A 15,041-nucleotide genomic window follows, 5' to 3' on the forward strand; every position below is an offset into this window, starting at 1 on the left:
AAGATAAGCAATTAATTACATACCTAATTTTTTAGCATAAGCTTGAATCGCTTTTTCAAAACATGACACAGGTGGATTAACAGTTCCTGCACCAATTTGTCCGATTCCCGCTTTTTTATGAGCAATCCCTGTATTGATAACTGGTGTAATGCCTTTTTCAACCACAAGTCTTGCGTCAATACCTAAACAAATCCCTCTAAAGTCCCAAGTAGGTACAGGGAAGTTTGGATTTTGACTCATACAAATTTCAGACATTTCGTTTGATGTATTAAGAGCGTCATAGAAACCACCTGAACCAACAAAACGTGTTACAGCAGGTGCAGCAATCATCGCCATACCACCAACACCAAATGTTTCTGTAATCGCAGAGTCCCCAATATCTTTATTAGCGTCTTCCCCACTGTAACCGGCAAAATAAAGACCTTGAGGAGTGTTAACTGGTCCTGTGAACCACTCATCGCCCATGCCACTAATACGGATACCAAAGTCTTTTCCGTTACGACACATTGCTGTAACGATCGTTCCTTCAGTCACCGTTCTAGCGCCATCCATAACGGCTTTACTAGCTGCCATCATGACATTCAAGAAAAATTGATCTGTGTCTGCTAAGAATTGAGAGACTTCTTGTTTTTCTTTTTCAGTAATATCTAAAGTGGTGATAATCGGTCCTAATTCTTTGTAGAAAGCAAGAGACGCTGCAATATTACGTTGGTGAAACTCATCTCCCATCGCAATCGCTTTAGCTACTAACACATTGATATTCACGCCGTCTTCCATGGTTAAAAGAGCTTTGCTTAAAACTGGTCCTAATGTGTCTCTCATCCATCGTAAGCGAGTGACAACTTCTTCAGAGTAAGCCCCAAAACGTAGAACTGCTCCAATTCCTTCATTCATTGTACAGTAAGCTGTATTTCCTTCTGATTTGTTTTCTACCACAAAAACTGGCATGTTAGCAGAAGTAATTCCGCCCATTGGTCCCACTGCATTGTGGTGGTGACAAGGAGAAAATTCGACTTCACCTGAGGCTAACATCTTGCGAGCATCCTCTTCATTATCAGCCCATTCTTCAAAAAGAACAGCTCCCACACAAGAACCTTGCATTGGATCAGTCATGTCTTCCCATTTAATTGGAGGACCTGCATGAAGTAACATTTTTTTATTTAAATCTGGAATCACTGATTTAGCAGGGACAACATCTAATAAGAAAGGTGCTGATTGAACCACTTTATCAATGACTGCTTGATTGGCTTCTTCTATTGTTTTAAAATTCATTTACGTTTCCTCCTATTTAGCGTTAAATTCAAATTGATTTAAGAAATACAAGACTTTTTGTAATTCTACGTTACCACCAGCAGATGGTCGCCATTCAAAATGAACCACTTCCCCTTTATTATCGACAATTGATTCTGTAAAACTTTGTAAGCCAATGTTGATAATTTTTGGTGTTTCTGAAATTAACTTAGCTAAACTTTCAGAGACTTCTGGTAATTCTTTTAATGTACTCGCTTCTTTTGCTTTCACTTCTTTTGGTTCAAAGATTAATTCACTACCTACGACACGAAGAGCAGTTTGTAAGGCTTGAACGTTATTCTCACAAACAATGACACCAATCTCTTCTAAAATAGCAATTTGATTGTCCATGTTTTGACGGTCTTCATCTGTTCCAACAACAACGGACACAAAAGTAACATCACTCGCTGCTTTTGCTTCAACAATCGCTGGTTTCAAGGCACTTGCCATATCTTCATGAGCACCATAACCAAGAACCACATCAAATACTACAACGGCAGTTTCAGGTTGGTTTACAACGGATTTGATTTTCTCAATACGGATTTCAGGATCAATCATTGGATGTGGTTTCCCTTTGGTATACATATCATCCCCTAAATCAATCACTTCATGAAGGTCTGATTTTAACGTGTAACCTTCTGATGTGTTCTCTTTTGATAACTTAAGGGCATCACTTAATAAAAAGGCCGCTTCATAAGCTAACGTACCACCTGAATAATAACCTTTGATTCCTTCAGACTCACTCAATGAAACTTCTTTAGCAGGAAGAGGAGCGTAAACAACTTCTTCTTTGTTCATTAATTTTGTTCCAAGTTGAGCGGCTTCTTCTAAGGTATACGCATGGTATAACCCTTCTTCATGAGCCACAGGTTTTGAACCTAGGAATAATGTAACAACTGGTTTCTCAACTTTTCTTAACACATCTAAAACACGTGCTTCGATTTCTTTTGCTGGTGGTTTTGAAATAACCACAATGACTTCTGTATCTGGATCGTTGTTAAGAGCCACAATACTATCAATCATTGAAACAGCTCCAACAGCCGTTGATAAATCTCGTCCACCTGTTCCAATAGCATTCGTCACACCTTGTCCATAACGGTGAATTAAAGTTGTTACTTCTTGAATACCAGTTCCAGAAGCACCGATAATGCCGATTTTTCCTTTACGATTGTTGTTAGTAAACGCAAGTGGCAAGCTATGAATCACGCCTGTTCCACAATCTGGTCCCATTACTATTAAGCCTTTTTCATGAGCTTTCGCTTTTAACCTGGCTTCTTCTTTAATCGGCACATTGTCACTAAAAACAAAAGCGTGTAAACCATTATCAATTGCTTTTTCAATTTCTAAAGCAGCATATTCACCTGGAATTGAGATTAAAGCAACATTGGCGTCTGGTGCTTTTTTCAAAGCTTTTTCCCATGAATTGATTTTCTCTTCAACAGCACCACCGCCGTCATTTGTACTACTCAACTCTGTTTCAATCATGTTTAAGACGTTTTCTTTGTCGTCTTCTGATGCTACTTCAAGCATCACAATCATGTCGTTACTTGTTGCTTCATCTAATTCTGGTGTGTCAAAGCCACTTGCTCTAAAGATATCAATATTTGAAGGTGTTCCCATCATGATTGACACTCTTTCAACTTCTGCTAATTGATTTAATTTACTTGTTAAAAGCATCAAAACAACAGAGTCTTGATAACTATTTTTCATTATTATTGTTTGAAGCATATTGTTCTCCCCTTTTTTCTTTCAAAAATTATTTCTCAGTTTCTGCAAAAGCATCAGAATGATCGTAACGGTCAAAATGAACCGCATCACTGACTAAGTAATCATAAATACTTTTGGCAACAGGAACACCACTGGTTTCGTGTTCTTGCTGGCGAATTTCTGAAAGCTCCCCTGGATAGTAAACTTGATCAAATCCTGGTGCGGCTTTATTATCATGTAATTCTTGAATCATTTGAGATAAATTTTGTTTGAATTGATCTAATTCTGTGAAATAACTTGGATTAATCAAGATAAATAATTGCCCCAAATCACGACCCTTAGATAAATCCGAATACATTGATGAGACGTGTTGTCCAAATGGCAATCCTAATAATGATCCTGATAAAATATCAACCATCATCATAAGTCCATATCCTTTAGGACCAGAAATTGGTAATAAGCCATTTACCTTATTGGCATCTGTTGTGGCTTCTCCGTTTTCATCGACCGCCCAAGTATTAGGAATTGGCATGTTTTTACTGCGAGCATCTAAAATTTTTCCCCATGCTTGAACCGTTGTTGCCATATCAAAAATAATTGGTCGCGCATCGTTGGTCGGTGCACTAAAAGCAATCGGATTAGTCCCAAAATAAGGCTTAGTTCCACCAAAAGGCACTGCCATTGGATCCGACTGACAAACAGCTAATGCCACAAGATCATTTTGAGCGGCTAAATCAACGTAGTAAGATAACATCCCGCTATGTCCCATTTTAGAAACACCAACGATCGCAACTCCAGTTTCTTTTGCCATCTCAATGCCGTAACCTAAAGCTTCTTTAGCAGCAACGTGACCGATGGCATTATCAGCATGAAATACTCCCGTACTTGGTCCCGTTTTCTCAAATCTGAATGCTGGATCAATGGTTGTTCCACCTTTTGCGATTCGCTCAGCATAGTACTCCACACGAACTGTTCCGTGAGAATGCACCCCTCTTAAATCAGCATAAGTTAAATGATTCGCCACTTCTTTAGCGTGTGATTCTTTTAAGCCTGCTTTTTCAAGTTTCGTTTGCATTAAACTTTGTAGTTCTTCTTTATTTAAATAAACTAATTCTTCACTCATTGACTGACTCCTTCTATTCTTTATAGTTCCACATCACGATTACAATCTTTAGAATAAAGGTAAGTTAAGGCTCCCTTACGTCCAACTGAATAACCAGCTTGTAGATTGTAAGCTCCCATAAAGACATAATCCCCCTCACGAACTGGAAGCCAGTGATTATCTAGGTTATAAAGACCTTCACCTTCTAGCATTAAAGCACCATGTTCTTGATAGTGCGTTTCAATATAGCCATGAGAAGCGCCAGTTTCAAACTTTAAAATATGGAAGTTCATATCAAAGTTTAAGTCAGTTGGTAATAAATCCTTCAAACCAACATCTGTCATGCCTTCATAGTCCTGGTAATCCATTTCATTTGTATTCCCTGTTACTGGATAAGGGGCATAACCTTCTGCTTCTTGGTAACGTTTTTTATAAAGGAACGTTTCTGTTTTCTCATTTGATTTATTTTCAAATTTTAAGCTTTCTGTTGGTGGGCAATACGCATAACCACCTGTTGTTAATTCATAGGTTTCTGCACCGATTGTGACAGTTAATTCACCTTCTAAACAATAGATAAACGTTTCAATTCCGTTGCCGCCAAAACCTTTTTTATTGCCACCACCTGGTAAGACACGGCATAAATAATCAACAAAAGCCGCTCCTAACTTTGGTGTCGCTAAAATAGTCATTTCACAGTTTTCGAAATTTGGTAACACATTTTTAACCAATCCTTGTGGTGGAATCAAGGCAAAATTGCCTCTTTCCACGATTGATCTTGATGCTAATAAATCATTTGGATAACCTAATTCATTTGTACGATAACCCATTACTAATACCTCTTTCTATTTTCTATTCTTCGTAAGCCAATTTATATAGTGAAGCTATTAACGCTTTAATCCCTTCAACTAAATCTTCTGTTTTTGTTGCTTCTGCTGGATTATGACTAATACCCCCAACACTTGGTACAAATAACATCGCTGTTGGTACTTGTGGTGCAAATATTTGCGAGTCGTGACCAGCACCACTGTGCATCGTTGTATAATTCAAGCTTTTTTCCTGACAAGCTTCTTCTAATATTTTTACTATTTTTTCAGACATTGGTACTGGCTTTTCATCCATCCAATTATCAATATCTATTTCCAGTTCTAAATCCTTTGCTATTTTTCTAAATAAACTTTCCATTTCCTTTGTAAAATCACCAAGTACCTGGCCATCTGTATGACGACAATCCATGGTAAAGAACGTTTCTCCCGGCACAACGTTTACTGTATTGGGTTTCACATCAATATGTCCAAACGTTAAAACTAAGGGATCGCCCAGTTCTTTCGCTTGATCAATACTTTCAGAAATCATTTTACTCATTCCATAAACCGTATCATGTCTGAAGCCCATTGGTGTTGTCCCTGCATGATTTGCTTGACCTTTCAGCGTGATATCATACCTTTTTTGTCCAACAATACTATTAACCACAGCGACCTGTTTTCCAGTTTTTTCAAGGACATTACCTTGTTCAATATGAATTTCAACAAACGCTTTGATATCTTCTCTAATTTTTTCATTTTCATCTCTAAAATTAAACCCAGCTTGATTCATCGCATCTTTAAATAAAATTCCTTTTGTGTCTTCTGCATAAAGAACATCATTTTTATCTGCTAAACCGAATATGTTTTTACTACCCCAAAATGCGTAAGGGAATCGACTGCCTTCTTCTTCTGCCATAGCAACTACTTCTAAGTTTCTAAGTGGTTGACCATACTGCTCTTTTAACATTTTAATAGCTAAATAAGAGGCTATTATACCAAATTGACCATCTAACGCCCCACCATTTACAACAGTGTCAACATGAGATCCTGTCATAATAGTTTCTTTAGGGTATTTAGATCCTTCTAATTTACCAAATAAATTCCCTACACTATCAAATGAAGCGGATAATCCTGTTTCCTCAAATTTATTTTTCAAGCTGTTTTGAGCTTCAATCCAAGCTAAATCATACAACAATCTTGTTGTTCCACCTTTTGGATCCAGTCCGATAGAAGATAACCAATTCACATGTTTTTCTATCTCTTTGTACAAATCTGTCAACACGAACACATCCTTAATCGTTTATATATTAAAATTGTAAGCCTTTACTAACATTCTTTCATTGGTCATCTTCACAAATTGTACTTCCATTTTGTGCACTTCAACCAACTCAGATAAATATTAACTAATTACAGTTTTTTCTTTTGATTTATTCGTTACAAAAAAGATCGTTGTTCCAATAATTAGAATGACAATCGCTATATAGAAGGCATTAATTTTAGAACCAGTTGCATCTGAAATTACACCTGTCAAAGAGGGTGCAATCACTGAAGAGCTCATGCCTAAAAAATTAAATACTCCCAGTGTTGTTGCTAAACCTTTTCTTGGTATTTGCTCTCCTAACCAAGAAATAATAATCGGCTCTACCACTACTTTCCCAAAAAAACCATATAATACTAAGCCTAGCATCAACATATTTTTATTAGTAGACATAACAGCTAAATACAAGGATGCTGTCGCTACAATTTCAAGAAATACAGCAATTTCAACCTTTTTATTAACATGTTTATCTGCTATTCGACTAAATATTAAGGCACCTGGTACTGAAGTAACAAAAATCAATGAGGAAGCCAAACCAATCGTCGCTCCTTCAAAACCTCTTTCTGTTTCCAAAAAATTAGGTAACCATGTATTCACTAAATAATAAGCATAACAAGTAGCAAAATAGATTGAATAAGCTCCTATCATTTTGGGTATAAATAACCTTTTCAGTGTTACTTTCTTTTCTATATCTCCACTAATTACAGTATCCTCTTGTTTTTTAGGTTGCTCTTTTTTAATAAAAACAAAAAATACAACTGTCATCAATAAAATTGTAACAAATGACGTCCACTCTACATATTGCCAAGGAAGTCCCAATTGAGATACAAAATAACTGGAGGCTATCATACCAATACCACTACCTATTGCTGTTCCACAATTTACAACAGCTGTTGCAACACTTCGATATTTAAGAGGTACATATTCATTAGTTAAAGAAAAAGCAACACCATAAAAAGTACCGCTACCTATTCCTGCTAAAACATTTCCTACATACATCATTTCCAAACTTTTAGAAGATGCTAAAATTAATGTCCCAACTGCAAACAATAAAAAGCCAGGAATTAATACTGTTTTCTTTCCATACTTATCAACTAAAATCCCCGAAGGAATTTGCATTAATACATAGCCCAAGAAGTAAAAACTTGAAATAGCTCCTATTTTTGCATCACCTACTCCACCAAAAAAGTCACTTAATTGTGGATAAATAGGTGTTAACGCCGTTCGATTTAACCAAACAACAATCCATCCAAAAGTTAAAACGATGACTATTTGTTTCCAATAATTATTCTTTAGTTTCTCATTCACATTATCTCTCCTCATTACTATCATTGCTTATCTTATTAATTATAGTGTGTTTTTTCCTCATTTTCATTAGCTGATTTTTGCAAAGTTGATAGCTTCTTTGGTCAAAATGAACGAAAATTCATATTAAATGAATAAAAAGAAGCTGGCGACACGTTCAGCTTCTCTTCTTAGTTATTATTTTTTTATGAACACACCAACGGCATCTTCAGAAACACCTGTTTCTTTAGAATAGATTGTTTGACCTCTTAAAACAGTCTTAACAACTTGCGCTCCAATTTCACGACCAATATAAGGACTAATTTTATTTAAATATTCTAGATCCTCTGCTTTTAACACATAAGAGTCATTAGGCGAAATGAATACAAAATCTGCATCTTTTCCAATAGAGATACTTCCTTTTGAGTTTAAGCCAAATCTTTCAGCTGGATTCGTTGCAATCATCTCAGCGAATTTTTTTAATGACATACCACGTTTTTGGACACCTTCATCAAATAATACATCCACATTATTTTGAACCCCTGGAATGCCTCCCCAAGCTTCAAAAGCATTTTCTTTATCCTTTAAATCTGGTGTACAAGGAGAATGGTCAGATGTCACAAATGAAATTTCACCTGTCATTACTTTTTCCCACAAACCATTTTGAACTGCTTTATCTCTAATTGGTGGTGAACATTTAACAATCGGTCCAATACTATCTAACTCGTTAGTTTCAAAATATAGGTAATGTGTACATGTCTCACACGTAACATCCACACCTTCTTGACGAGCTTTTGTCACTTCATCCACACCTTCTGGACAAGCCACATGACAAATATGAATGCGACAACCCGTTTCTTTAGCTAACAGAATAGCTCGGCGTATTGGTTCGACTTCTGTAAAAACTGGTCTTGTTTCAACATATGCTTTTAACGTTGTTTCACCATTTTGATAGGCTATTTCACCTAGTTTATCTGTGATTCCTGCATTTTCAGCGTGAATCGCGAGAACTTTACCCGTTTTAGCAATTTGTTTCATTCCTTCATAAAGTGAATAATCATCCACATTCATAAAGTCGCCTTCAATCGTCCGATCCCCACAAGTTGCCATAAAGGCCTTATACGCTGCAACACCTCCGTCATTTAATTCTTGAATCCCACCATCTAAATTATATGGCACCAAACCACCAAATGATCCCACATCTGACATTAACTTACCTTCGCCCGCAGCGAACTTAATTTCTAGTGATTCTTTATTCACTGTTGCTGGTACCTGATTTAACGGCATCTCCATAAACGAAGTTACACCACCTTTAGCACAAGATCTCGTTCCTGTCACATAACCTTCCCAGAAATCACGGAATCCACCTCCTGGATCAGTAATATGAACATGAGCATCTACCATACCTGGACTAACGATTAACCCTTTCGCATCTATCACTTCTTTAGATTCACCTAAATTTTCTCCAATTGCTACAATTTTACCATCTGTTACCGCGACTTCAGTAGTAACTTCACCCTCATTAAGAATAACTAAACCATTTTTTATCAATAAATCAAAACTCATACTAATTTCCTCCTAAATTGAATTTATTTTAATTTTTTTAATCCTAAATATATGATAAATGATAAGCCAGCCCCAACAATAAATGACAGGCTAGAAATAATACTTAAACTCGGTATAAATTGTCCTAACATTGAAACAATTAATGCAATGATAGTTGCTATGTACGCTTCTTTATTAATTCCTTTGTATTGATTGTCTTTATTATCTTTGATTGGATCCATATAAAGTTCATTTAAATCTATTTCCTCTTTAAGGATAAAGAAATATTGAGCTAACATAACACCTGCCACAGGTCCTAATACTGCCCCGATCATATTTAAGAAAGCAAAAATACTATCCGAATTTTCCATTAACTTCCAAGGCATAATAATATAACTTATTACTGCCGCAATAATAACACCTTTACGATAGTTAATTTTCTTTGGAAAAAGAGCTGATAATTGATAGGCTGCTGGTACTATATTACCTGTTGCATTGGTTGAAATCGTTGTCATTAATAAAACAATAATCGCTAATAACATTGCTGGTAAATTATCCCATTTATCTACAATATTTAACACATTCCACTCTTGTACACCATAATGAATAGAGCCACCAATCAAAATTGAAATACTTGAAAAAGCGAAAATTGCATACCCCACTAACATGCTTGCTGTTTGACCAATTCTTTGATCTTTTGTTGATTTTGCATTTTGAGTAAAATCAGATACACTAGAACCTGGTCCTGCCCAAACTGCTAGAACAGAATTAATAATCATAAAATAAACTAGAATTGGAGAATGGTTTTGAACTTGATTTCCCGTTGGTGTAAAATTTAAAATATTTCCAATTCCTCCACCCACGTTAATTGCCCAAATGGTCATTCCTATAAAAACAACGTAAATCAAAGGATTTAAAATTGCTGTGAATTTATTTAACGCTGCTCCGCCACCTAATCCTATTAAGAGATTTATTGCCCAAAAAATAGTGAAAGCAATTAAACCAGGTAAACTAATACCAAAAAAATTAAAGTCACCACCAAGCACTAAAAATCCAGGCCATAATTTTCCTATTAAAATGAGCAATGCTAATGATGCTGTATAATTCTGTAACCCAAACCAAGCAATTGCTGCCACTCCACCCCTTAGGAATCCAGGTAATTTTGCACCAACATCTCCGTAAACTGATCTTAAGTGCATTGAGAAAGGAATTCCATATTTAGAACCGGCCTTACCATTTAAAACCATTAATGCTGAAACGGCTAGTCCACTAATTATTAAAGCAATCATTATATTAATCGGTGAAAGGCCTAAAAATAGAAAACCTCCTACTGCAGTATAATTAGGGATATTATGAATAGAGCCCATCCATAAAGTAAAGTAATTCTTAGCACTCATATTCCTTTTATCTTCAGTTTTTGGTAATAAATCTTCATTATATCCTCTCTCTCGGATCAAATCTACTTGTTCCCTCGTTACCGATATATCTTTGTTCGACATCGGAATATCCCCTGATTCGCTTCCATATTGCCCTCCTTAGATGTTATATCAGCTGCTGATATCCTTATATTACACAAAGTGTAAAACGGTTACATTGTCTCAATTTTACAATTTCCAGTTTTTGTTTGTGCATTTTAAACAACTCTCTTATTAACTCTACACTCTAATATACATAAGAGTTAATAAACTTTCATTTCAAACGTTTGTCATTTTAATTTCTATTTTGTCTATTTAATACAACCAGATTTTTTTGTGAAACACAAAAAAGCGAAGAGATTCTCATCTCTTCGCTTTAAAATAGATTTATTCAGTTATTAAGCCCAGTTACCATTTCTAAAAATAGGAATGATTGTGCCGTCTTCTTTGATTCCATCAACGTTCATTTTGTCAGAACCAATCATGAAATCCACATGGTTTTGACTTCTATTCAAGCCGATTTCTTCTAATTGTTTTTCATCCATCTCAACACCATCTTTAATGTTGAAGGCATAACCATTACCAATAGCTAAGTGGTTAGAAGCATTTTCATCAAATAAAGTATTGTAGAATGTAATACCTGATTGAGAAATTGGTGAAGGATCCGGAACAAGTGCTACTTCACCTAATCGCTTAGAACCTGGGTCCATATTGATTAAATGATTTAGAACGTCTTCCCCTTCTTTAGCTGTTGCTTTAACAATTTCGCCGTTTGCAAAATGGAATACCATATCGATTAACGTTGTTCCACCATAACTTAATGGTTTTGTACTTGTCACATAACCATCAGCCACGCGGCAATCAGGAGCTGTGAAGACTTCTTCTGTTGGCATATTTGCCATGAATTCTTCACCTGACGCGTTAATACTTCTAGCGCTGTCCCAAACATGATTTTTAGGCAATCCTACGGTTAAATCAGTTCCCGGAGCAGTGTAGTGAAGTTTTGTAAATTGCTCCTTATTTAACATATCTGCTTTTTCTCTAAGTAAGGCTTCATGTTCTTGCCAAGCTTGAACTGGTGAATCAGCATACACTTTTGTGGCTTTAAAGATTGCATCCCATAAAGCATCCACTTGTTCTTCTTCTGTTGCTAATTCTGGGAAGACTTTTTTCGCCCATTCAACCCCACCAGCAGCAACCACTGTCCAGCTAATTTTATTTGATTGACCTGCTTGTCTTAAATTAAACAATAATTTGCGGTCAAATTTTTGATACAAACCAACACGTTCACTTGGTACACCTGAAAGCGCATCTGGATTAGCTGAAACAACACTGATTCTTGATGCTTTTTTGTCTACCCAGTCTTGCACTTCTGCTAACTGATAGTCAGTAACTGTTTCTAAGGCAACAGCTTCTTTATGAGCCACTGTTTCTTTTAAGATTTCATCATCATTCCATCGAACTATTACTTCTTTAGCGCCCATTGCATAAGCTTTTTTAGTAATCAAACGAGCAAGTGGTGCTTGTGTCACTGAGATTTCTAAAATAACGCTGTGATTGCCACTAACATTCACACCGGTTTTAACAATTAATTCAGCATATTTGTCTAAGTAATGATTAAAATTTTCCATCTTTAAAGACTCCTTTAATAATTTTTATTTGATATTATTTTTCTTTTCATATCTACTATACATGAAATATGCTAATAGACCAAAGAAGATTGGACCCATGATTGAGAAGATTGTTTCTTTCAAGTTTCCATTCATCGCTGGGTTGATAATTGTAAAGACATTAGCAAAACCAACCACGAAAGTTACACTAAATACAGCAATTTTGTAGAACGATTTTGATTTATATATCTCAAATGGTTTATGAATATTTTCTTTTTTCTTAAATCCTAAGAAAGCTAAAGCTAAGAACATATAAGGAACGGTCATTGATACGTTAGTCATAGCTACTAAAATTTTGAAGAACTCAGTTGCACCTTCACCACCAAATGAAACTAAAAAGATAATTCCAATAACGATAGCTGCTTGTACCCACATTGCAACAATTGGCATACCATTTTCTCTTTTGCTGAAAGATTTAGGCCAAACTTCTTTTGGTGTTCCTTCAATCAATTGTTTTAATGGTGAGAAGATTAAGGTAAAGAATGCACCAGTTAAAGCTAAGAACATAGAAAGACCCATATAACGAGAAACCCACATTCCTATTGTTACAGCAGTAGCATCTGATAAATTAAGGGCTAACCCTAATTGATATCCCATGTTGTTCATGGCAACATACGCCACGTTACCTAATGTGATATCTGCTTTTGAAAACTGAGTGAAAGCAAATGTCCAGTTAGTAAATGCCCCCATAATAAAGATACCCACAGCGTAACCAACTGCGATAATAATTGCTGAAATAGTTACACCTTTAGGGAAAGTTACTTCGGCATTTTCTGTTTCATCCACTAAGCCACCCACAACTTCTAAACCACCGTAAGCAAAAATAGCAAATACTAAGAAACTAAATACCGAGATAAGTGATGTATAATCTGCATTTGGTGAATGAGTGAAGGCTGCCGCTGTTAATGGTTCAGCCATTTGACCTTTGTTAAGGCCTAAAATTAATAGACCACCTAAAATTAAGACCACATTAATTAAGGCAACTGCTGTCCCACCGATTGATGTTACTTTTTTAATTTTGTCTAAACCTTTAGATGAAACGAAGGTGATTAAAAGAATCCAAGCAATTCCTAAAAGTCCTAAACTTTGTACACCGTTTAATCCAAAAAAGCTCATTGTTTGTGTCTTATCAACACCAAAAATCCCGTTTGATAAAGGAATCCAAATCCCTGTACCAACGTTTACCATCCATACGATATATGAAGCATACCACATGAATGTTCCAACAAAAGCATACTTAGGATTGACTGATTCAGCCATCCAAGAGTAGATACCACCCTTACTATCTTTGAACGCTGCCCCAAATTCTGATAGCATAAACGCAAATGGTAAGAAGAATGTTACTGCTGCAAGAATGTACCAAATGATTGAGCCATAACCCATTAAGTAATAGGCTCTAATAATGTTGGTAAAACCGAATACTGATGTAAAGATCATGAGAATAAGTGCTTTTAGTGTTAACTTCTGTTTTTTCTCCACTTGTACCGCTCCTTTTAATTTAGTTATATAGCACACTAAATATAACACGCTTTCACGATTTAATTATTTAACATTAAAATGAAATAATCTATATTAAACCAACATCTTACGTAACTTTAATCATCCTTTCACAATGTAAGCGTTTTTTGTCATAATCTTCTCCTTTTGTCTTTTAATTTATTAAAACTACGATAGATATAAAAAAACAAGACTGACATTTTAATCAATCTTGTTTTTAATTAAAAGTTCTAATAACTTTTCTCTTTCTGCAACATCATATTTGGCTAATATTTCCGTTATTTCTTCTAAATCTTGTTTGAGCTCTATATCTTTCTGATCTTCAACAATATAATCGCTTAATCCTTCTCTCATAAATGGATGAATCCCATTTAGAAAACTTTCTGATAATCCGTATTCTTCGACAGTTTTTAATAAGTGAAGATAGACTTCTTTTTGAATCCACTTGCCCATTCCTCTATTACCAAATGCGAGCAATTTTTTTTCTCGATCTTTTCCTGATTGACTTAAGATTTCATATAACTCTTCAAAATAAGTCGTAGGTAACTTCGGTTCACTGACGCCTGAAGCCATTTGTTTTTGAATTTGAAGAGACCAAATAGAAACTCGATCAAACAAGCTTTTTTGTTGAATATTAGATAGTAGGTTTCTTTTAAACTCTTTTAAATTTGATTCGTTTATTGTCTCCTGAGGCATTTCAATACTCGCTTTTTGTAACTCTTTGATTTCTTTTATTAGTAACTGATAATCAGAAAAATAAATCGGCATATCAGCTTCTTTAAAAGCTCCAATTCGTTGAGCTAAAGAATAGTTAATCGCAAATGGTTGTTTTACTTGCTGATTTTTATAAAGGTACAAGGCGTAGTTTTCCCACAATTCTCTTGGAAACTCGATTCCTTTTCTCTTTAACCATAACAATTCGTCTAAGCCAAAATCTACATTACTTAAACGATCCACTATTTCTTTAGCAACTTGCTGAGGGATATTTAAATGATCTTTAAAATGCTGAATGCCTAATCCCATCTTCTTGCCTGTTTCCTTTGATTTAACAATATATTGATACTTTAATCTGCGACCACACTGACAATATAATTGCTTTTCTTTTTGATGCGTCTCAGGGTAGCGCTCATCAATTCTTAAATCAACAAATTCCCAATCAGAAGCACTCAAATAACTGTCTTTAATAAACTCAGACCTAATTAAATATTTTCGATGTTCATCAATTAATGCTCGTTGGACCTTTGTTAATTTTGAATAGATTTCTGATCGTTCTTTCATTGTTAACGGCCTAAAGTCAACTAAGCCATATTCTTCACTAACTTGGGGTATTTCTGCTTTTTTATTTTTTTTATCCATACTAATACGTCCTTATCTGGCCTTTTTTATACGCGGTTCTCTTGTTTTGTGTTA

The 15,041-nt window shown here is 35.4% G+C and carries 11 protein-coding genes; all 11 read right to left on the bottom strand.

Translation table 11 applies throughout. The features are described 5' to 3' along the window. Positions 1-15: 15 nt before the first annotated feature. The 11 genes from G7082_RS14385 to G7082_RS14435 all read right to left on the bottom strand — a co-directional run bounded on the left by G7082_RS14385 (position 16) and on the right by G7082_RS14435 (position 14,987). Entirely contained in the window at positions 16-1,272 is a 1,257-nt protein-coding gene (locus G7082_RS14385; RefSeq protein ID WP_166035888.1) for a YlbE family protein, read from the bottom strand. Positions 1,273-1,284: 12 nt separating this feature from the next. Next, the gene (fdrA, locus tag G7082_RS14390) at positions 1,285-3,018 is read right to left on the bottom strand and encodes an acyl-CoA synthetase FdrA (protein ID WP_166035889.1); all 1,734 of its coding nucleotides are present in this window, start codon (positions 3,016-3,018) and stop codon (positions 1,285-1,287) included. Positions 3,019-3,046: 28 nt separating this feature from the next. Beyond that, positions 3,047-4,120, bottom strand: coding sequence for an ureidoglycolate dehydrogenase (allD, locus tag G7082_RS14395; RefSeq protein ID WP_166035890.1), 1,074 nt, complete (start codon positions 4,118-4,120; stop codon positions 3,047-3,049). A gap of 20 nt (positions 4,121-4,140) precedes the next feature. Beyond that, a complete protein-coding gene (gene allE, locus G7082_RS14400; protein ID WP_166035891.1) occupies positions 4,141-4,926 on the bottom strand; it encodes a (S)-ureidoglycine aminohydrolase in 786 nt (261 codons plus the stop codon). 22 nt (positions 4,927-4,948) lie between these two features. Beyond that, positions 4,949-6,181, bottom strand: coding sequence for an allantoate deiminase (allC, locus tag G7082_RS14405; RefSeq protein WP_202983115.1), 1,233 nt, complete (start codon positions 6,179-6,181; stop codon positions 4,949-4,951). A 120-nt stretch (positions 6,182-6,301) separates the two neighbouring features. Beyond that, the gene (locus G7082_RS14410) at positions 6,302-7,528 is read right to left on the bottom strand and encodes an MFS transporter (RefSeq protein WP_202983116.1); all 1,227 of its coding nucleotides are present in this window, start codon (positions 7,526-7,528) and stop codon (positions 6,302-6,304) included. Between the two features lie 174 nt (positions 7,529-7,702). Then, positions 7,703-9,070, bottom strand: coding sequence for an allantoinase AllB (allB, locus tag G7082_RS14415; RefSeq protein WP_166035893.1), 1,368 nt, complete (start codon positions 9,068-9,070; stop codon positions 7,703-7,705). Positions 9,071-9,093: 23 nt separating this feature from the next. Further along, positions 9,094-10,548 (bottom strand): allantoin permease, encoded by a 1,455-nt coding sequence (gene allW / locus G7082_RS14420; RefSeq protein ID WP_166035894.1) that lies wholly within the window; start codon positions 10,546-10,548, stop codon positions 9,094-9,096. A 314-nt stretch (positions 10,549-10,862) separates the two neighbouring features. After that, a complete protein-coding gene (locus G7082_RS14425; RefSeq protein WP_166035895.1) occupies positions 10,863-12,095 on the bottom strand; it encodes an aminopeptidase in 1,233 nt (410 codons plus the stop codon). A gap of 24 nt (positions 12,096-12,119) precedes the next feature. Next, the gene (yjeM, locus tag G7082_RS14430) at positions 12,120-13,571 is read right to left on the bottom strand and encodes a glutamate/gamma-aminobutyrate family transporter YjeM (RefSeq protein ID WP_166036114.1); all 1,452 of its coding nucleotides are present in this window, start codon (positions 13,569-13,571) and stop codon (positions 12,120-12,122) included. 261 nt (positions 13,572-13,832) lie between these two features. Beyond that, entirely contained in the window at positions 13,833-14,987 is a 1,155-nt protein-coding gene (locus G7082_RS14435) for a hypothetical protein (protein ID WP_166035896.1), read from the bottom strand. Positions 14,988-15,041 lie beyond the last annotated feature (54 nt).

Origin of the sequence: Vagococcus hydrophili, from assembly GCF_011304195.1 — a bacterium.
GTDB classification, from domain to species: domain Bacteria; phylum Bacillota; class Bacilli; order Lactobacillales; family Vagococcaceae; genus Vagococcus; species Vagococcus hydrophili.